The organism is Sedimentibacter sp. LTW-03 (assembly GCF_052059825.1).
In the GTDB taxonomy this organism is placed as follows: domain Bacteria; phylum Bacillota; class Clostridia; order Tissierellales; family Sedimentibacteraceae; genus Sedimentibacter.
This window is the reverse complement of the sequence record NZ_CP197180.1, coordinates 3,367,449-3,387,088: the sequence shown is the minus strand read 5'-3', so window position 1 is coordinate 3,387,088 and position 19,640 is coordinate 3,367,449. Positions and strand designations below refer to the sequence as shown.

The window sequence follows — 19,640 nt, the reverse complement described above, 5'->3', positions numbered from 1 at the left end:
TTATAATAAATCTACATATTCTTATTATATGGTGTCAAAGCATAATTTAAGAGGAATTTTTCATAATTGAAAGGAGAACACTATGACTATACATCCAGATAATGAAGTAGATTTACTACTGCAAACTGAAGCCAAACAGTTTATAGATCAAATGAAAGCAGAACCAACCTCGAACAGAGAGGTAAAAAAATTTATAGAACTCGAAAAGAAAAAATATAAAAAACCTGATAAATTTAAGGATATGATTAACAAATATTAGCAAATGATGTTTATGTGCATAAGATATTGTTATAAGATAGGAAAGGAAGGAAAAATAATGTACAACACTTATAATAAATATCCCCGTGCAAATTACTTGAATAGACCCTGCTATGGCTCAAACCCTATGTATGATTTAAGAAGGATGAATCATTACCAATATTTTTATCCAATGTACACCGAATACTATATGAAAAGATATCCAAATAATTTATATCCTTCTGAAAAATATGTCTCAGGCACTGATTACAGACTGCAAGAAGCCAACCATTATACCATCGGTCTCATAGACTATGGACCCGAACCATTTGCTGTCAATATAAGAGACGCTGTTTTACAAAATAATGACTACCGCACTTCCCTTTGGACAGGAGATCATCTCCAAATTACTTTAATGAGCATTGAACCCGGAGAAGATATAGGCTTGGAAATGCATCCGGACGTGGATCAGTTCATAAGAGTTGAACAAGGTGAGGGAATTATTAGAATGGGAAGCACCGGAGAACTTGATGAATTTATAGAGGAAGTGTATGATGATTACATCTTCGTAGTACCTGCAGGAAAATGGCACAATCTTATTAATACAGGAGCTGAGCCTTTAAAAATTTACTCCATATATGCCCCGCCGAACCATCCGCACGGAACCGTGCAAAGAACTAAAGCCGAAGCTGAAGAAGCCGAAGAATATAATCATTAGCAAGAAATTGGGTCAATTAATTATTGACAAATGATAAATACAGTATTAATATTAATTGTTAACATATGTCAAAAATTATATTAATATTATTAAAATGGAGGTTATTATGAAAATCGCATTACCATCTAGACAAAATAAAATTGATTCTCATTTTGGACATTGTGAGTATTACACAGTTTATACTGTTGATAAAGATAAAAAACAAATATTATCCGAAGAAATTATAAACTCGCCTGCAGGATGCGGATGCAAATCAAATATTGCGCAAGTTCTATCCGAAGCAGGCGTAAAAGTAATGCTTGCCGGAAATATGGGAGACGGTGCTGTAAATGTTTTACACAGTGCAGGTATTGAAGTCTTAAGAGGATGCTCCGGAGATGTTAAGAGCGTAGCTATGAGTTGGCTTGAAGGAAAGCTTAACGACTCAGGAGAATCATGTCACGAACACGGGCATGATTGCAGCCATTAATATTATCGGATATAAAATTTTATTCAAACAAAAACAGACAGCATAAGATTTTTTATGCTGTCTGTTTATTATGTTTAAAGTATACGAACGATTCAATACGATCATTCCTTTGCATTAATATTGATAAATCTGCTCCCTCTCCCCCATACAGAAATCATAGGAAGAACTTTTACAAAGGCTTCCGGATCTGTTTCTTTTATAAATTTCTGTATTTTTACGGACTGGCTTGGTGAGCACACCGATTCTATCTGAATTTTTTCCTTTTTGGTGTAGCCGCCCTTTGTATTATATATTGTAATTCCCCTGCCAATTTTAAACATGATGTAATCTCCTATTTCTTCATGCTTGCAGCTTATTATTTCCAGTTTGTAAAGTTTTGTTCCTAATCCTACTATTACATAATCGCATATTTTAGTAACAATAATTTGGCTTATAACAGAATATAATGCAATATTTCTTCCGAATACAAATCCAGATATAATAATTATCACTCCATCAAGAGCAAGCATAATATAGCTGACACTGATAGAAGGAAATATTTTTCTATTCAAAATTCTAGAAATTGTATCGGTTCCCCCAAAGGAAAATCCTCGCCTTAATATCATCCCAACTCCTATTCCGTAAAAAATCGAAAAATATATTGTTGCAAGAAGCAGGTCATTTTCCACAAATTTGAATTCAATAGATTGCATCCCTAATAATATAGTGGGATATAGAATTGATACAGATGCTATTTTCATAACCTCTTTTTTGCCCATGAGCAAAAATGCCACAATAAGTATAAAAAATGTTATAAAATAATAAATATAGGAGTAGTTTATATTAATATATTTTTCCATAATTATTGACAGGCCTGTTATTCCGCTGGTAATAAGCCCGTTCGGTTTAAGTATATAATTAACGGAAAATGCTGTGACAAAACACCCTGCAATTAAATAAATAATATTACCAAGCAGGTTCATAATAACATTTCTTTTCATACATCCCCCAAGCCATATTTTGATAGCGATTACAATCGCAAGTAATTATACATCATTATCCTCTGTTCAACAACAGTAATATACTGCATAAGTTAAAAAACTTTTAGCACTTGCAATACCCAATTGTATTAACAAGAAACATTGTGCAGATAAAACATATTATATAGCAGGAGGGATGTAAATGAAAAATAACTGCTTTATGGCAGACATCAGCATGAAAAAATATGAACGCACATTCAGATATAACGATGTTGAAGTTCTGAAACTTACCATCAAGTACCCGGTTGTAAATATGATGTACAATCCTCACTCTGAGATAGTTATCAATAATCAAATATCAACGGACGTCAGAGAATATATGCGTTATGCCGGATATCTGTATAAGCAGGCCGTCAATTTTTATCATGATTCTAAAAAAAATGATTTTCCGTTTCATACTTATGAAGCCTATATGGAATACACAGTTACGTATAATGAGAACTGCTTTCTAAGCATGTATTATGACAAGTACGAATTTACGGGAGGCGCTCACGGAAACACTGTAAGAAGCTCGCATACCTGGGAACTATGCAGCAGTATGTTAATTGAGCTATGCAACTTATTCAGACCCGGCACAGATTACAAATATTTTCTTACTGACAAAATTATAGCACAGGCCGGACAAAATTTAAGACAAAACCCCGGCATTTACTTTGGCGAATACGAAAGCCTAATAGTCAAAAATTTCAATGAAAACAGTTTTTATCTGACACCAGAAGGACTGACATTATATTATCAACAATATGACATAGCTCCATATTCAACGGGAATTGTCCAATTTACAATTCCATATTCAGAAATTCAATGGTATCCGAGATGTTCATTTTAAAGTTTAGCTTAAAAAAACGGAGTCATGCTCCGTTTTTTATATCGTCTATAGACACTTCATTATACAAATTAGAGGAAAAAATGTTTGACGTGCTAGTCGGCAATTATTCTGAGAGGCATTTAATAAAAGTCTTATTTCTGCCGGCTTCTTTTGCTCTGTACAGCTGCTTGTCAGATTCTTCAAGCAGTTTTTCAAAAGAATTAATGTCTGAGGCTCTTCCCAGCACTCCGCCAACACTTATAGTCGTTATTTTTATTTCATCGTCAAAGATATAGTGCATCCCAAGTTTTTCAACTTCTTCTCTAATTAAATTTCCTAATTCTAAGGCTTGCTCACAATTTAAGCCTTTTGCAAAATAAACAAATTCTTCTCCGCCGTATCTTCCAAATATCTCTTTTTTAGCTTCCTTTATTTCATTAATGCACACGGCCACTTTCTTCAGGCATTCATCGCCCTTCGAATGCCCCCAGAAATCGTTATATCTCTTAAAATTATCTATATCAATCATTAACAATATCACTTCTTCGCTATTTTTCTTGCAGCTCTGCCACATGCTGCTGATATGTCTGCTTATCGCCCTTCTGTTCGGTATTCCCGAAAGCTCATCTTCATAAGCTTTTTTTTCTAATATTTCATTAGATTCTTTTGTTTTTTCTAGTTCAGCCCTTTGTTTTAATATTTCATTTTCAAGTCTTTTCTTTACATTCTCAAATTTGTCGTTATCCTTATAATGCCCAAGCTCTATTCTTAATATTTCGAGTTTATTGCCTAAATTAAGAGCACTGATTTCTTTTCCTATCCGATCATATTTTTTATAATATAAAAGAGCGGTCTTATAATTATTCTTCTTTTCATAAAGTTGAGAAATTAATTTATACACATCACACAACTTTTTCTTTGCCCCAAGACTTTCTGCATAATTCAACGCTTTATCGTAGTAATACAAAGATTTATCTATATCCCTTTCCAGATTTAGTCCTGCAATACTTACCAGTACATCTATTGCGTAGTATTTATTGTCTAAATTATCTAATCTGCTCAAAGAGTATATAAAATACTCCTCAGCCATAATGTGATTTCCAATATTAAAATAAACCTTACCCAGTTTATTTTCGACTTCTCCCAAGGTAACCATATCATTTTTATTTATAAGTATATCGTAACTTTTAGTAAAATACTTCAACGCATAATAATACTTTTCCTCTGCATAATATATCTCTCCTATGTTGCTGTAAATCGAAGCGGTGTTTAAAATATATTCTTTTTCAGAAGTAACCTCCAAAGCTTCAAAGTAATATTCCAGCGCTTTATTATATATTCCTGATTCCCGGTATACTTCACCAATATTATTTAAAACACAGCTGAATAAAAAATCATCCTTAATATTTGAGTAAAGTTCCTTTGTTCGTAAAAAATATTTTAAAGCATCCTCATACATTGAACTGTAAAAATAAGCAATACCAATTATATTCGATGCTTTTGCCTGACCTGAAATATCTTCTTCCTCTTCAAATATTTCCAATGCCTTCAGTGAACATTCAAGCATGTTATTTATTTTAGACTTTGCTCTGTATGCAAAAGCCATACTTGTTAAAGCATATCCTTCTTCAATTTTAAGGTTATGTTTTCTGGACATAGTATAAGCTTCAAAGCTTATTTCATATGATTTATCAGGATTAACTGCAGATAAGTGCTTTGCTTCTTTTAATTTTTTATAAATTTCATCTGTTATTGTTTTCTTCATTTAAGTCCCCTAATGTTAAAAGTACTCTAAATATTATACTGTAAATCGTTCATATTTTCCATAAATTAATATAAACTACCATTTACCTTTTTTCTCATGTGGCACAGTCATATTAATATTTCTACGCCGGTTTCATGTCATTTAAATAAAAAAGAAATGCACCATAAAACAATCATTGCACACTCCTTTTTTATCTTATTTTTTTGGTTTTACCCTGATTTTTATAAGTGTCTCAATATCACTTAACTGCTCAGCGCCCCTCACCTCTATCATAAGCCATCGGCCGCCGGCAGAAAATGCAGCTTTATTATATAAATTAGCAACATAATCTGTAATCATTCCTGCCTCTATAGCTGCTTTCGCCTCATCATCTTCTTTTACTCCTACTACAACCAGAGCAATAAAATAATCTTTCATAGGATAAAGCGTACATAGAGATTTTCCGCTCTTTTTATATTTTACATTCCATCCCGGTTGTAATGAGCATTTGCTGTATGACATTTGGCAGCTTACCTTATATGTATCTTCAATAAATGAAATGAGTTCATTCCATATAGGTTTCGATTTACCTATATAGCATTTTATATCTTCCATAGAAGGCATACTGCTTATATCGAATAATTTACTCCATTCCATAACAATTCCTTCCATTCTAAATTTCTAATTCTTTGTTCGATATATCCATGTATGTAATCTGGGCAGTTCCGCCCAAATACCTTGTCGTAAGCTCTGCAAGCGCCTCTGCCGCATTTCTCAAATCATCTTTTCTATCCGCATCAACCGATTCGATAATAAGAAACGCATTGCGTGTATCTTCAGTGAGCATTGTACGTTGCCCGTCGCGCCAGTTCCAGCACCTGCAAACAACTCCTTCATCATCTTTATAAACAATTTCTCCGGGCAGGGCATTGCTGTATTCTTCATCTCCGAGAGCCAAAAAAAGCTCTTCTCCGGTCGCCTTTGTCAAAAGCAAATCTCCCTTGAAAGTGTCAATGTCTTCTCCACCGCAGGGCAGTCCGTACTTCAGCGAAACAGAATTGTATATGTCTACAAGAGGATTAAGCGTACCCACTTCCGTTCCTTTATCAACCCGCTTAAGCAATGCTTCGATAGAGCAGCGCACTCCTTTTTTGGTTTTAAATTTTTGATATGCTTTCCTCCAAACAGAAATGGCTTTGTTTTCACTGAAGACCCCTTCTGTCAGATATTTTTTTGCCTCTTTATTGCTATTTTCCAGCATTTCTATAATATCAGGCCTGACATCTTCGGCAGCTTCTTCGCTGTTGTTAATTCCCTTAGCCAAAACCACAGCAATTTCTACATCAGGAAATACTTCCCAAAATTCTTCTGCTATTATAAATTTACTCATTTGTGTTTCTCCTTTCACATAATTAACAATCTGTTATTACGTACTTCTTTATTAACATCTACTTATTAATATACACTTATTACGTTAATATGGCAACGATTTTATCTATCATATATATACAATAATTACAAAATATATATTTATTGGGATAAAAATATATTTTTAATATTTTTAAAATTATTATTGACAAATGTACATCATCTGATTATTATAAGTAATAATTAAATAATCGGCTATGAAAAAGAGAGTAGGTATATAAAGCTTTTTAGAGAGCAGAACCCCGTGCTGCAAGTTCTGCAAGCAATGTATATCGAAGGTAGCTTTTGAGCTTTTAACTTGAAATAGCAGTAGAGTTAAACGGATTCACCGTTACAGTATCAAGTGCCTATATGGAATTAAGGTGGTATCGCGGGTTTTTTCGTCCTTTGTTATGAAAACGCCTGCTTTTTTTATACCTATATTTTTTATACCGAATTTATGACGAAAGGAAGTGTTTGCATGAAAATTAAAGCAGCAGAAGCAATTGTAAAATGTTTTGAAATAGAAAACACAGATGTTATTTTTGGATATCCGGGTGGCGCAGTCCTTCCGCTTTATGAAGCCCTGAGAAATTCAAATATAAAACATGTGCTAGTACGCCAGGAGCAGTCTGCGGCTCACATGGCAAGCGGATATGGACGAGCTTTGAACAAAACCGGCGTATGTATTGCAACATCAGGCCCCGGAGCAACTAATTTAATAACCGGCATAGCAACAGCGTACATGGATTCTATACCTCTTGTAGTTATTACAGGGCAGGTCAGTTCAAACAGCATAGGCAGAGACATGTTTCAGGAAGCTGATATAATAGGGGCAACTGAATCTTTTACAAAAAACAGCTACCTGGTGAAAGATGCAAATGAGCTCCCCAGAGTTATAAAAGAAGCCTTTTATATAGCATCTACAGGAAGGAAAGGTCCGGTACTCATTGATATTCCAAGGGATGTTCAGGAAAAAACAATAGATTTCATATATCCTCAAGAGATAAATATACGTGGATATAAACCTACATTTATCGGTAATCCTAGGCAGGTCAAAAGAGCTGCGGATATGATAAATAAATCTCATAAACCTGTAATATGCATAGGTGGAGGCGTAAGGTCAGGAAACGCTATGGAGGAACTGGAATTATTCGTTGAAAAATGCAAAATACCTGTTGTTTGCTCCCTCATGGGAATCGATTCTTTTGATAATGACAGTCCGTATTTTGCCGGGCTCATAGGCTCACACGGATACCCTTTTGCAAACAAAATGATAAATGAATCTGATCTGCTTATTGTTATCGGAGCGCGTTTTGCTGACCGCACTACTTTTATGATGGAAAAAAGCAACCACAGGCAAAATATAATACATATTGATATTGACCCTGCGGAAATAGGCAAAAATTTTGAAACACGAATTCCTGTAGTTGGAGACGCAAAAGAAACTCTCAACAGCCTCCTGGAATACAGCTACAAATTAGATACCGCAGACTGGCTGAAGGATGTACAGACAAGGCGTAAAAATTATCTTAAAAAACTTTTTGCTAAAAAAGCATCTCTGAACCCAAAACTTCTTATAAACAAAATATCAAGTTTCATGGAAAATGGAAGCATATGGGTTGCAGATGTAGGGGTTAACCAAATATGGGCCGCGCACAGCTTTATAGCAGGCAAAAACAAAAAATTCCTAACTTCCGGAGGTTTGGGAACAATGGGATACAGTCTTCCCTCTTCAATAGGTGCAAAGCTGGCAGCTCCCAGGAAAAAAGTTGTAGCTTCAATGGGAGACGGCGGATTTCAAATGCTTATGAGCGATCTTGCAACTGCAAAAGAATATAGTGCGGGCGTAAAATTTATTATATTTAACAACAAGAAGCTGGGGATGGTAAGAGAGCTGCAAAAAAACGCATACAACGAGAACTCTTTTTTTGGAATTGACCTTGGCTTTAATCCAAATTTTATGAAACTAGCGGATGCTTATGGAATCAAAGGAATGAAAATAGCAGACGACAGCGAAGCAGATCATGCAATACAGGAAATATTTAAAGATAATGAACCATTTATTTTAGAATGTATAGTTGATCCTGACATACCTTCAGTTCCGCACATGGGAGGCGAAAACTATGAATAATGAAAAAGTTATTTTATCAATCCTCGTAGAAAACTATTCCGGAACTCTCAGTAAAGTAGCAGGTCTTTTCACCAGAAGAGGCTACAATATTGACAGCCTGAACGTAGCTGAAACTCAGGATTCCGGCATTTCAAGAATTACAGTTGCCGTTACCGGTGACAGCTATATTATAGAGCAAATCACAAAGCAGCTTCACAAGCTCATAAATGTAATCAAAATAACCAATTTGTCAAAAGAGGATTCCGTACAAAGGGAACTGATGATGGTAAAAGTTAATTCAGGGACAAAGCGTGGGGAAATCATACAGATTGTTGATATATTCAGAGCCAGCATAATTGATGTGAGCAAAAAAACAATGATTATATCAATATCCGGTGATGAGGAAAAGAACAATGCCTTCTTTGAACTGCTGAAGCCATATGGAATTCTTGAAATGACAAGGACGGGTCCCACAGCTTTAGAAAGAGGATAATTAGAATCCAAGCATTTTCTAACTGGTTAATTTTTTCTGCCTCCTGACATTAAAATATGCTCCTCTTGCAATGTATAGTTTTTGTTATTAAAACCGTCCATTACATGAGGAGCATATCAAAGCTATCTCTTATTTTTAGCTATTTATACAATGCCATGAATCTACGCAGCATTTCTGCCATTTCAGCTCTTGTTGTACCTTCCATCGGAGCAAGAAGCGCGTCCTCTCTTCCTTTTATTATGCCATTACCGACTGCCCATTGTATTGCAGATACAGCATATTCAGAAATTGCACTGCTGTCTGAATATTTAGATAAATCTGCGCTTATTCCTATACTATATTTTTTATACATAGCATATCTGTAAAGCATGGATGCAAACTGCTCACGTGTTATTCCTTCATTCGGGCCGAACCTTATTTCATTTATACCGTTTACAATTTTGCTTTCATGAGCCCACGCCACTGCATCAGTATAATATTCCCCTTTTTCAATATCAATGAAAGAAGAATTGCCGACAGCAGGTTTACCTTCCATCCTGTAAAGTACCGTTGCAAGCATCCCTCTTGAAACTGGCATGCCGGGTCCAAACATGTTAGTCTCCGTACCTATCATCAGACCGTTTTCCACGACAAATTTAATTGCTTCATAATACCAGTCTGTTTCCATTACGTCTTTAAAAGGATTTATATATTCCACAGGATATTCCTGATCTTTATCTTTTGCTTTGTCCTGCGAACCGTTACCGCTGTCTTCACCTTCTCCGGAATTATCATTTGTATATACCGCATCAAAGGAGGCACCTTGTTGGCTAAAATCAAATGACGCTATATATATGCTTTCACCTTCTATGGACAATTCTCCGGCACCTGAATCGTAAAGCTGTTTTGAAGCAATTATCTTTTCGTCCGCATCTTTTAATTTTACAATAATATTTCCTCCTGATATTTTTTTAAAGGAATTATTTAATGCTTCAACATAAATGCGGGTATGGCCGTTCTCTGAGTTCATCATGCTTGTCAGAGAAACTTTTTCCGTATTTTTTTCTATCAGGCTTCTTATTGTAACATAATCATAATTGTTTGTTGCATCTGCATCCTCGATAATTTTTCCGTCTTCCTCCAGTACTGCATCAAAAAATATTCTTACACCTTCATCCGGTATTTCTCCGTCTTTCAATATGCCCATAAGCGAATCTTCATCTAGCATAATATTTTTTTTCAGCAATCCGCCGTTAATTATATCAAAGCTCTCTGAATCGGAGATTGTCAAGGAAGCAATAGGCATACGGCTAAAATCAGGTGTATCATATGCATTAAGCTTTATTACATGTCTTCCCTCGGTCAGCTCAGAAAATGTATCGTTATGCAGAAATACGCTTAATAAACGCTCTCTTTCAAATTCCTTTTCTATATCTATTCCATATATTTCTACATCTGGGACATCCATTTTAATGGTGCCCGATATTATGTCCGAAGTTGACGAGTATTCTGCTTTTATCGTATAGTCCGGATTTTCAATGGTCTCCGGAACTGAATAAATAAAATTGATATCCTTGTATTCGCCTGGCATAATATAATTGTACTCTCTGGATTCGTAAACATCTCCTCCAAGATTTATACTTATGCCTTCCACCGGCTCTATTCCCCTGTTATAGAGCCTGAACATAATAGGCATTTTCGTACCGGGCAGAATCTCTTTATTAGAATAATATATTTCATTAACAGTCAATTTGTTACTATATGCAGCAGATGCATATGCCAGCTTGCTGCTTTCATTTTTAGTACCGTAATCTGTTATTTGAAGTGTGAAGTTTATTTTTCCGCTACTATCTACATATGAATCGAAAAAATCAACTATGTTACTTTTATCAAGCTCCAAAAGTTTAACTTCAGGAGATATTGTTATGCTTCCTTCATCATCCTCAATGAATTTCCTTCCCCACAACGAATAATTATATTCTTCCGAATCAAAGTCAGGCTGCACCCATACAACAGATAAATCCTCTAACCTTTCGGCACCATCAGTAAATTTAAAGCTACTGTAATCTGCAGTATCGGAAGCTTCAATCTCACTTTCAAATTGCACGTATGCTCTTCCTTTTCCGTCAACAGAAGCCATTCTTATAGTACTTCGTTCTTCAGGCTCATCGGCATGTCTTGGATTCCATCCCACAATAAATCGTTCCTTACCATCGGGGAATATTGCGGATGTAATACGAGGACTTTCATCTCTGTGATCATTGTTTGTGATTCTGATATTATTTACAATATTTCCGGTCTCGTCAATTACAGCACAATAAATTTCAGTATTTTCTGTTTCTTTGATTTTAACTTCATATGTAATTGCTGAGATGCCATCGGACAGCATCTTTGCACTAATGCCTACCACATTGTCAACACTTCCGTCAAAAAGACATTTTTCTTCACTCCAATTACTTCCGTCAAATATGCGATACATAATATTATTTCTGCCGTCAAAATCTAGCGGATTGCTAATATCTCCGGCATACAGGCTTCTCCAAGCAACTATTGCGTTAACTCCGTTTGAAGCCACTGCAGGAGACATATCTGGTACAGAATTATTTGTGAGGCGAGTTGTAGTAAAACCAGAGCCGTCATATATTGCACCCATAATTTCAGTTCCTGCCATCATTTCTTGAATATCTGAAGCTGAAGCCTCACTACCTTCACTATACACCTCGTCATTGATAACACGAGTCCATGCAGCTGCCGCTCCGTCCGCTGTCCCGTCAACATCCGCATCCGTATCCGCATAACCGGAACTATCTATCTCATCACCTTCTGGAAACAATCCTCCTGATTTTTTAGAAAAACACACTGACATATCTTTTATATCCTCACTATTCATATCAGATATATATACCATCAGCTCTCCGTCAGACGTAACAACAGGATTTGAATATGGGTAAGCATTAGTCTGCATAGCTGTTATATCCTCTGCAGAAACCCCCCTTGCCATTGTATTTTGTACATTCCACTGTCTGTCATTTTTCAAATATCCTCTTCCTTCAAAAGTAGCACTTTCATCTTGGGATGGTGTTGACGCAAGTGAAGGCACATCACTGCTTCTAAAGAGCTTATTTAATCCTGCAGAAGAGTAGGAGGAATTGTATATCCTGTTTATATTGTTATAATCATTGTATGTCCATGTCTTGTTTACTTCACCTATTTCAAAAGAACCGTCGATAGTAGCAATAATCAGCTTTATTTCATATTCTATTCCAACTTCACCTTTAACGGTTATCCTTTGTCCGTTGCTGTTCTTTTTTTCACTATTCAGCCATAAATACCGCTGATCAAGCTCTGTCTTGCCATAAGGTCCGGCTTTTAGGCTTACAACATCATAATCCCTGCCTATACCGCCGAATCCTCTGATATAAATAGAAGGCTGAAGCTCAGTAATATATATTCTGTCTGATCTGTCTTCACTCAATATTGTCTTTAAACCTACCATGCCCTCTCCTCCGGCTAAAAACTCTGCCGTCACAGGAACTAATCCTATCCAAGTGTTATAAACATGCTTATAATGATATGCTCCGCCTATATGAATGAATGACTTCAATATGACGATTTTCCATTCATGGTCATCAATATCGTAAATTATCTCACAGTCCAGGTATGCGCCGCCGCCGTACATTTTTTTGTTAGAGCCGTAACCTCCTTTGTATATCTCCATAAAAATTTTGCTGTCCCACATATGATTGTTCCAAAAATCGCTGTAAGCAGGCATATAGTTGTACTGAAGTGATGCTCCTTCATCTTTACTGTACACGCCTGACTTAACGTATTTGCTCAGATCTCCTACAGAAATCTTTATGACTCCTCTTAATACAAGAGGATTATCCGTAGGCATGATTTCAAGTCTGGCAGTTTTGGATTCCGTAGAATATTCACTTAAAAAATCCAGGTTTACCCCAATATATGAGCTTTTTCCGCCTGACCCAAGCAATGATGGTCCTTTAGTAGAATTGATAACTTCGCTGCTAATTTCCTTAAGTTCTCCTGCTTCCAGTGTATCCAGCCCGACAATGCCACTGAACTGATTTACCTTGTAGTTTGTGGGAAGGTTTATAATATCCAGCCCGCTTTTACTCTTTACGGTAATTTGCATGCCGAGGATTCCTTCTTCACCCTTTTCCAAATTAGTAGCATACTGCTGCAAATCAAACTCGCTTTTTATTAATACAGTATCAGAAAATTCATGTGACTCAACTTCGGTATTCGTTAAATACTTCTTACCGTTATCCGTTTTATCTTCAAATTTCACCTCATAGCTGCTGTCAAAATCTCCCTTGTACATAATTTCCGTATTTAAGGAGATTTCCTTTAGCTCATCCTCTATTATTACATTATTGGGAACTACCTGTTCATTTCCTTCTATCACAACTCTTTGGCTTAATATATTAAATCCGTTTTCAATTCTTGAATCATAATTGTTTCTTAATAAAACAATGTCACCGAATATAACACCGTTATATTTATAAGAGTATGCTCTTTCGCTGCCTATCTTCATAAATACAGGACTGCAAGAACCTTCGGGAATATTAATTTCGAATACATATTCTATCTTGTCATCTGGAGTAATCGGATCTGTTTCAATTTCGTTAATAAATTCCGACGGATCTAAATTTAATGTACAAATGGAGTCAGGAGCATTTACAAGCTGTTCCTCTCTTCCGTCTTTTCCGTTAATTTTGGCATTGGGACAATATATGCCATTCCTGTATACACCTCCCTTGATTAATATATCTCCGCTGTATCCGTCATCTTTATTATAATTTGAAACATACACATTAAACATAACTACACGCTCAGAACGATTAAACATAATATTGTTCTGTACGTAGAGGCCGTTATAATTTGATTCTTCCTGCTTTGCCTTAAGAACATCACCTCTAAGTATGTATTTGTCGTACAATTCGCTTTGCTCAGGACTAAACTCTACATCACCCTTAATTCCGCTTTCTTCATAAATAGCAATTCTTCCGCTGCTATCGGTATAAGCCGTTTTAAGGTATCCTTCCCCATTTCTGTAGGACACCTGACTTTTTTGCACAGGGTAAACTTGAAATAGGAATAATTTATCCCGAAGCTCATCAACAGTAACATCAACTCTTGATTCCGTTCCAGTAAGAACATGTGTTGCTGTAACATATGATTCTCCTTCTGATATTCCTTCAAGCTGCAGCTTAGTATCAGGAGGCAGCGAAACGCCATAGTCTACACTGTTAATCACACCTCCATTTTTGTATTTCAGCGATATTTTGCTTTCATCACCCACGGACCATACTATTTTATCTAGAATTTTACTCCACTTGCATTGGACATAGTTCAGATTTATATCATAATTTAATAATATATTCCTGTTAAGGTCCAGTATTTCTTCACTTGTCATATTAGAAAACTCTTCCGCACTAATGAAAAAGCTTTCTCTGTTTTTTCCATCAATAGCTATTTTAAAAGCTTCTGAATTATAAACATACAGAATATATGAATCATAGGAGCTGCTTTCGTCGAGCTCATTTCTTGCCTTAAGCGATACGGTATAGGTATCATATAGCCTCGCACTGTCAACAGCTCTTATGCTTATATTTAACTCTTTCCCGGAATCATCAGCATTATCCGTATAAAATACTGGAGTCATTTCATCGTTTCTCGTTACAGAAAGATAAGCTTCTGTTGAAGGGTTTTTATTTTCAATATCAAATTTTATACTTAAATTTTGATCGTCCGTAACATAAAAATTATCCGGCTTGCTTAAAACTGCTCTTGCAGGGAGACTTTTCACGCGAATGTTAGCTGCAGCTGAGAACAATATGCCTGTTTTCAAATCCCTTGCTGATATTTCAAGTATGTAGCTGTACTTATCCCTTGAGGATATTTCTGAAAGATACTGCTTATCCACGGTATAGCAAAAAACAGATTCAGCATCAGTCAAGCTCGAAATATTGTGAAATACATGATTTCCCTTGCTAAGCTCATCTCCGTCATACACTGCCTCGTACAGATCATAAAAATATTCAGTTGCCGTTTCTGTTTCACCAAGTTCATCGTTCCTTGACATTATGTTGGTAGAATAATAAATCCTTACATCATTCCCTTTTATCGCTTCAATATTTTTTGACCATCCACTAATATTTAAAAATGCTGAATTTGTATCAACAACTTCCAAAATATCAGTGTATATAGTAAACTGTTTGCCTGGCAGCCCCGCATTCATGGCAGTCAAGCCGAATTTTACGCTTCCTGCCTTCCCTGTAAGGGAAATTGCTCCGGATGTGGTAATAGAAGCAATTGTATCATCGCTGCTTGACCACTTAAAATCCTCCGGCTTCTGCCATGTAGCATCATTTTTTATATTGCAGCCTAATGAAATTGCATCTTCACTGCCGGAAGATATTTTATTTCCATCAGGCCAGCCAGTGTATATAATCTCAAAATCGGTTTCATCATCAATATAAACAATATGAGGTACAGTGTACTTCTTTGACAGTGAATACAGCATAATAAACTCATTTGCTGCGTTTTCGTCAAAGTATATCTCAGCGACATATTCTATATCAGTACTGGAAATGTTAGCAGGAGCTTCAAATTCACCTCTGAATTCTGACACGAAGGCATCTTCTTTTATGCTATAAAAAGGAACGTCAATTGCATTTCCGTCACTCCCTACAACTCTTGCCTTAATTATATCTATCAGCCCATCCTCCTGCCTGTGTTCATTGAGAAAAAAAACCATTTCTTTATTTTTCTTTACGGATATTTTTATCTCAGCATGTGCATTTATATTGCCTGTCTGATTTATATCTATGGATGTTTCCGAGCAGTATGAAAACAGCTCTCCCAAACTGTATGGCTTAAGAGATACAGTTGTGATTTCATAAATGTTTGATTCACTGTCCTCTTGTTCTTTTCCTGAAACATCAGTGGAGCCGTATATTTCTGCTATAACTATAGTTCCTTCAAAATCATCGCCCATATTATATAAAAAACTTACAGTTTCCGAAACTGTACCGTTATCTTCCTCAGGGTACAATAATACACCATTTGCTTTTATACTAATATTGTCTGTCAAAATAGGTTCGTTATAAGTAACCGTAAGCGGTACCTTCTCTCCCAAGGCAAATTCTCCTTCCGGTGCACCGACACGCACAGGATAAGGTTTTACCTTATCTTCAAAGTTCATTTGATTTTGAAGATAATTATCGTCCTGGTCACAAAAAACGGTATATATATCATCTGTAAGATATGAATAGTCAAAAGCTATGCCAAGTGATCTGATAATGCCGTTTGCTTCAGCTTCCGGTCCAAGCCCTAATTCTAATATAGGAACATTCTCCAATTCAAAATTAATTCTATCTTTTCCGCCAACGAAAATATTTTTTTCCAAGGCAGTCTCTGAACCCCATATATAGTCCCTTTTCATAATAAATTTGACATCTCCGAACGCCTCTTCGTCGTTAAGAAAGTATCCATGCATTAAGTTAAGGTGAGTGAATATTCCTGTATCTATCATAGTTCTTACATCACCAGCTATAGCTGTACCAGTTGTTATGCATATATCATCCCCAGTATTTTTATACTTGCCTGGAATATCTGGAAAAACCAGCGCATTTTGTATTTTAGAAATATCAGCCATGTAGACATTCTTTGCCCTGTTATAGCTTTGTCTAAAATCAAAATTATTTTTTATTTTCACAGGTACTGTCATGCACTCAGAATCTTCTTCGAATAATGCATTTTTTATATTGGAACAGCATATATAAAAAATCCTGTCTCCGCACCAAAATTCTCCTGCGCTTGACTTTAGTGGAATTTCAGATTCAGGGTTATTTACAAGCTTTTCAATATTTATATTTAAGTGTTTTTCAGTTTCTCCGGCCTCAAAAATAACAGAGCCTGTTACAGCACCGTTAAAATGCTCAGACTCCAATGCACTGCCAGGATATACTTCATAATCAAATGAAACAGTTTTATAGCTTGAATTGCTCAGCTTAAATTTTATCACAGCTGTCTTTTCTGTTTCATAATCCGCATATATGGGATTATTTATTTCATATGTAACCCTGGTATCAAAATCTATATCTGATGGAGATATTGAATAACTTTCACTTACATCTGAATAAACTGCTATTCCTCTTGTGTTAATCTGATTAAACAGAGAATTTAATGATGCTTCATACTCAGATTGCGGAACATACGATTGATCGCCTCCACTTTCGTAATCGTTTTCACTGTACGCATATACTGGGAGTGAGCTGATAAAAATACACATGGACAAAATAAAACTTATAATTCGATTAACTTGTTTCATGTTACACCTCATTGATATTTCCCTCCATAAAATAATCCGCATAACATTATCAAAACTTCAGAGCTAAGGCTTCATTTGGTTAAGCACCATATTAACCAGCCTCATACCATATGATGAAAGCTGAAACATTCCTTTTTTCAAGCACCAGTCATATAACACTCCACGTATACATGTTGTTAAAAATGACATAATTTCTTCTGTTTCCAATTCATCGGTAATCTCTTTTTTTATCTTGGCTTCCTCAATCAAGACTCTGAGCTGTTTATAATATTCCCTTTCCGGCGAAATGATAAAACGCTCTGTATTTAGATCCTTAATCTGTGACGAATACATAACTGAAAGAAATTCAAGTCCAACTTCGTTTTCCATAAAATAAAAAACAAAATTAATTAGGGAAAATATTTTTTCCATAGTGTCTTTACATTTTCTATCTGTCTGAGCAAATTTTTCGTAAGCCTCGTCAGCAAATGGAATCATGCCGGAAATCAAACTTTCCTTTGTTTTAAAGTGAGTATAAAACCCACCTTTTGATGAATTTGCTTCCTTGATTATCTCGTCTACTGTTACACTGTTGTACCCTTTTTCGGCAAAAAGTTTTCTTGCACAATCAATAATCCTTTTTTTAGTTTCATTTGCTTGTTTTGTTCTCTTATTCAAATTTTTCCTCCTTTTTATACAGACCAAAGTCACAGACTATAGTCTGTGCAAATATTGTATACTTTGAAGATAGTAATGTCAACTACTTTTGCGTACAGAAACCCCAAAAGATAAACTTAATCAATTAATCATGCAATTATTTATATATCATTTGTACAACTTGACATATGATATTTTAAGCTGTATTCTATTTAGTAAACAAGCTGTTCATAACAAGCACAGCCGTTTTTTATTTATTAAACAAACATTGTTTAACTTTACAAAATAAGGCGGATATAAACTAAATGGATAATTTTTTGAATATTATGAAGGCAATTTCAGATGAAAACCGTTTAAAAATTATAGAACTTCTGATTGAGTATGATTTTTGCGTAGGAGCGCTTGCACGTCAACTTAATATATCGGAAGCTGCTGTTTCTCAGCACCTTAAAGTATTGAGAAATGCAGGTATCGTATCAGGTGAAAAAAGAGGTTACTACACTCATTATGATGTAAATAAAAATTTACTTATAAAAGTCTCTCAGAAAATAACCAAGCTAGTCTCCTGCGATATTGAGCGCAAGGGCTGCCTCCAGCATCTTACGGGTGATCACCAATACTGTGAGAATGAAAAGAATCCATCAAAAAAGTAAAAAATTTTATAATAAAATAAATATTATATTGTGCTATAATATAATAAATTATTAATAATTGGAGGGCGTTTAATGATAATCGATAACAACCCGAAAGAAAAAGAAGCTTTAGAAGCGCACAGAAGAGGAGATCGTTCTCTTTACAAAAAACTTCAAGATGAATTTGTTGCAGAAGTAAAAGAAAGTCTTGGAAAAGAAGATCATTGTAGTTGTAAGGAGCCTTGCAAATATCACGGCAAATGCATTGAATGCGTTGCAATACACAGAGCTCACGGAGATCATCTACCGAACTGCTTCAGAAACATAATTAATGAAAGAATAGAAAATCTTTCAGCATTGACAGAACACAGTTTTAAAACAAGCCTTCCTGAGGATGTGATTGAATAATAACAAAAAAGGTTTAAGGATTTCCCTTAAGCCTTTTAAATATGTTTACATATTTTTATTTTATGTTGACTTCATATCGTTCATTTTTTTCTTCATTAGACGCAATAATACTATAGCTCTCGCAGTCTTCATATATTTCGTAAATAAGGTAGCCTATTTCACTTATACCCGGTGATAATTTTCTTTTTTCAATATGGTTGTTTATATTTCCAATAGTGTTAGGATACGGATAAAATTCACGACCGCTTTTATCTTCCAGTTTCAAATCAGGTATATATTCAAACTCTTTATCTGTTGTATTCTTAAGTTCTAATACAACTAATACAAATTTAAACCCATCTGTCGCATACGCCGTTGAACCGTAATATGAGCTGATTAACTTGTCTTCTTCGGCACCTCTTATTTTTAAATCAAATGTTTCTAGAGCAATTTCATCGCCAATTTGTTTAGTTATGCGAACAGTTTCAACTTCAGATTTTGAAGAATAGGTGCAAGCCGACAGACTTATAATAAGAAATGCAACCAAAATGCAACATATGAAATAGCTAATGTATTTGTAAATCTTCCCAGTAAGCAAAAATTTTGTAACCATGTTCTCTTTCTCCACATATTAGACTATGT

15 protein-coding genes and 1 other annotated feature are annotated in these 19,640 nt (G+C 35.3%); of the genes, 8 read left to right on the top strand and 7 right to left on the bottom strand.

The window, feature by feature from the left end:
• Positions 1-82: 82 nt before the first annotated feature.
• From ACS3UD_RS16440 to ACS3UD_RS16430, 3 genes are all read left to right on the top strand, one after another.
• Entirely contained in the window at positions 83-259 is a 177-nt protein-coding gene (locus ACS3UD_RS16440; RefSeq protein ID WP_308138577.1) for a hypothetical protein, read from the top strand.
• A 57-nt stretch (positions 260-316) separates the two neighbouring features.
• On the top strand, positions 317-955 hold the full coding sequence (locus ACS3UD_RS16435) for a cupin domain-containing protein (RefSeq protein WP_308140073.1): 639 nt from the start codon (positions 317-319) through the stop codon (positions 953-955).
• A 106-nt stretch (positions 956-1,061) separates the two neighbouring features.
• Entirely contained in the window at positions 1,062-1,424 is a 363-nt protein-coding gene (locus ACS3UD_RS16430; RefSeq protein WP_308138578.1) for a NifB/NifX family molybdenum-iron cluster-binding protein, read from the top strand.
• A 101-nt stretch (positions 1,425-1,525) separates the two neighbouring features.
• Here the strand turns inward: ACS3UD_RS16430 and ACS3UD_RS16425 are convergent, their stop codons facing one another.
• Positions 1,526-2,404 (bottom strand): YitT family protein, encoded by an 879-nt coding sequence (locus ACS3UD_RS16425; protein ID WP_308138579.1) that lies wholly within the window; start codon positions 2,402-2,404, stop codon positions 1,526-1,528.
• A 181-nt stretch (positions 2,405-2,585) separates the two neighbouring features.
• On the opposite strand from ACS3UD_RS16425, the gene ACS3UD_RS16420 reads away from it, so the two are divergent.
• A complete protein-coding gene (locus tag ACS3UD_RS16420) occupies positions 2,586-3,272 on the top strand; it encodes a DUF3298 and DUF4163 domain-containing protein (RefSeq protein ID WP_308138580.1) in 687 nt (228 codons plus the stop codon).
• Between the two features lie 103 nt (positions 3,273-3,375).
• Here ACS3UD_RS16420 and ACS3UD_RS16415 read toward each other — a convergent pair whose 3' ends face one another.
• From ACS3UD_RS16415 to ACS3UD_RS16405, 3 genes are all read right to left on the bottom strand, one after another.
• Positions 3,376-5,016, bottom strand: coding sequence for a tetratricopeptide repeat-containing diguanylate cyclase (locus ACS3UD_RS16415; RefSeq protein WP_308138581.1), 1,641 nt, complete (start codon positions 5,014-5,016; stop codon positions 3,376-3,378).
• Between the two features lie 195 nt (positions 5,017-5,211).
• Positions 5,212-5,652 (bottom strand): DUF3788 domain-containing protein, encoded by a 441-nt coding sequence (locus ACS3UD_RS16410; protein ID WP_308138582.1) that lies wholly within the window; start codon positions 5,650-5,652, stop codon positions 5,212-5,214.
• Between the two features lie 16 nt (positions 5,653-5,668).
• A complete protein-coding gene (locus ACS3UD_RS16405) occupies positions 5,669-6,385 on the bottom strand; it encodes a B3/B4 domain-containing protein (RefSeq protein ID WP_308138583.1) in 717 nt (238 codons plus the stop codon).
• A 226-nt stretch (positions 6,386-6,611) separates the two neighbouring features.
• Positions 6,612-6,814, top strand: a binding site (T-box leader).
• A gap of 69 nt (positions 6,815-6,883) precedes the next feature.
• Between ACS3UD_RS16405 and ilvB the strand changes: the two genes are divergently transcribed.
• Both ilvB and ilvN read left to right on the top strand, forming a co-directional pair.
• A complete protein-coding gene (gene ilvB / locus ACS3UD_RS16400; RefSeq protein ID WP_308138584.1) occupies positions 6,884-8,536 on the top strand; it encodes a biosynthetic-type acetolactate synthase large subunit in 1,653 nt (550 codons plus the stop codon).
• Positions 8,529-9,008 (top strand): acetolactate synthase small subunit, encoded by a 480-nt coding sequence (ilvN, locus tag ACS3UD_RS16395; RefSeq protein WP_308138585.1) that lies wholly within the window; start codon positions 8,529-8,531, stop codon positions 9,006-9,008. The genes ilvB and ilvN overlap by 8 nt, the downstream gene beginning before the upstream one ends.
• Before the next feature lie 139 nt (positions 9,009-9,147).
• On the opposite strand, the gene ACS3UD_RS16390 is transcribed toward ilvN, so the two are convergent.
• Together ACS3UD_RS16390 and ACS3UD_RS16385 are read right to left on the bottom strand one after the other, a co-directional pair.
• Complete coding sequence (locus ACS3UD_RS16390; RefSeq protein ID WP_308138586.1) at positions 9,148-17,343, bottom strand: S-layer homology domain-containing protein; 8,196 nt, start codon at positions 17,341-17,343, stop codon at positions 9,148-9,150.
• A gap of 63 nt (positions 17,344-17,406) precedes the next feature.
• A complete protein-coding gene (locus ACS3UD_RS16385; protein ID WP_308138587.1) occupies positions 17,407-18,000 on the bottom strand; it encodes a TetR/AcrR family transcriptional regulator in 594 nt (197 codons plus the stop codon).
• 284 nt (positions 18,001-18,284) lie between these two features.
• Between ACS3UD_RS16385 and ACS3UD_RS16380 the strand changes: the two genes are divergently transcribed.
• Positions 18,285-18,632 carry an ArsR/SmtB family transcription factor gene (locus ACS3UD_RS16380; RefSeq protein WP_308138588.1) on the top strand — a complete coding sequence of 116 codons (348 nt, stop codon included), beginning with the start codon at positions 18,285-18,287 and terminating at the stop codon, positions 18,630-18,632.
• A 72-nt stretch (positions 18,633-18,704) separates the two neighbouring features.
• Positions 18,705-19,019, top strand: a complete 315-nt coding sequence (locus tag ACS3UD_RS16375; protein ID WP_308138589.1) for an LPS biosynthesis protein — start codon at positions 18,705-18,707, stop codon at positions 19,017-19,019.
• Positions 19,020-19,074: 55 nt separating this feature from the next.
• Here the strand turns inward: ACS3UD_RS16375 and ACS3UD_RS16370 are convergent, their stop codons facing one another.
• A complete protein-coding gene (locus ACS3UD_RS16370; protein WP_308138590.1) occupies positions 19,075-19,611 on the bottom strand; it encodes a hypothetical protein in 537 nt (178 codons plus the stop codon).
• Positions 19,612-19,640 lie beyond the last annotated feature (29 nt).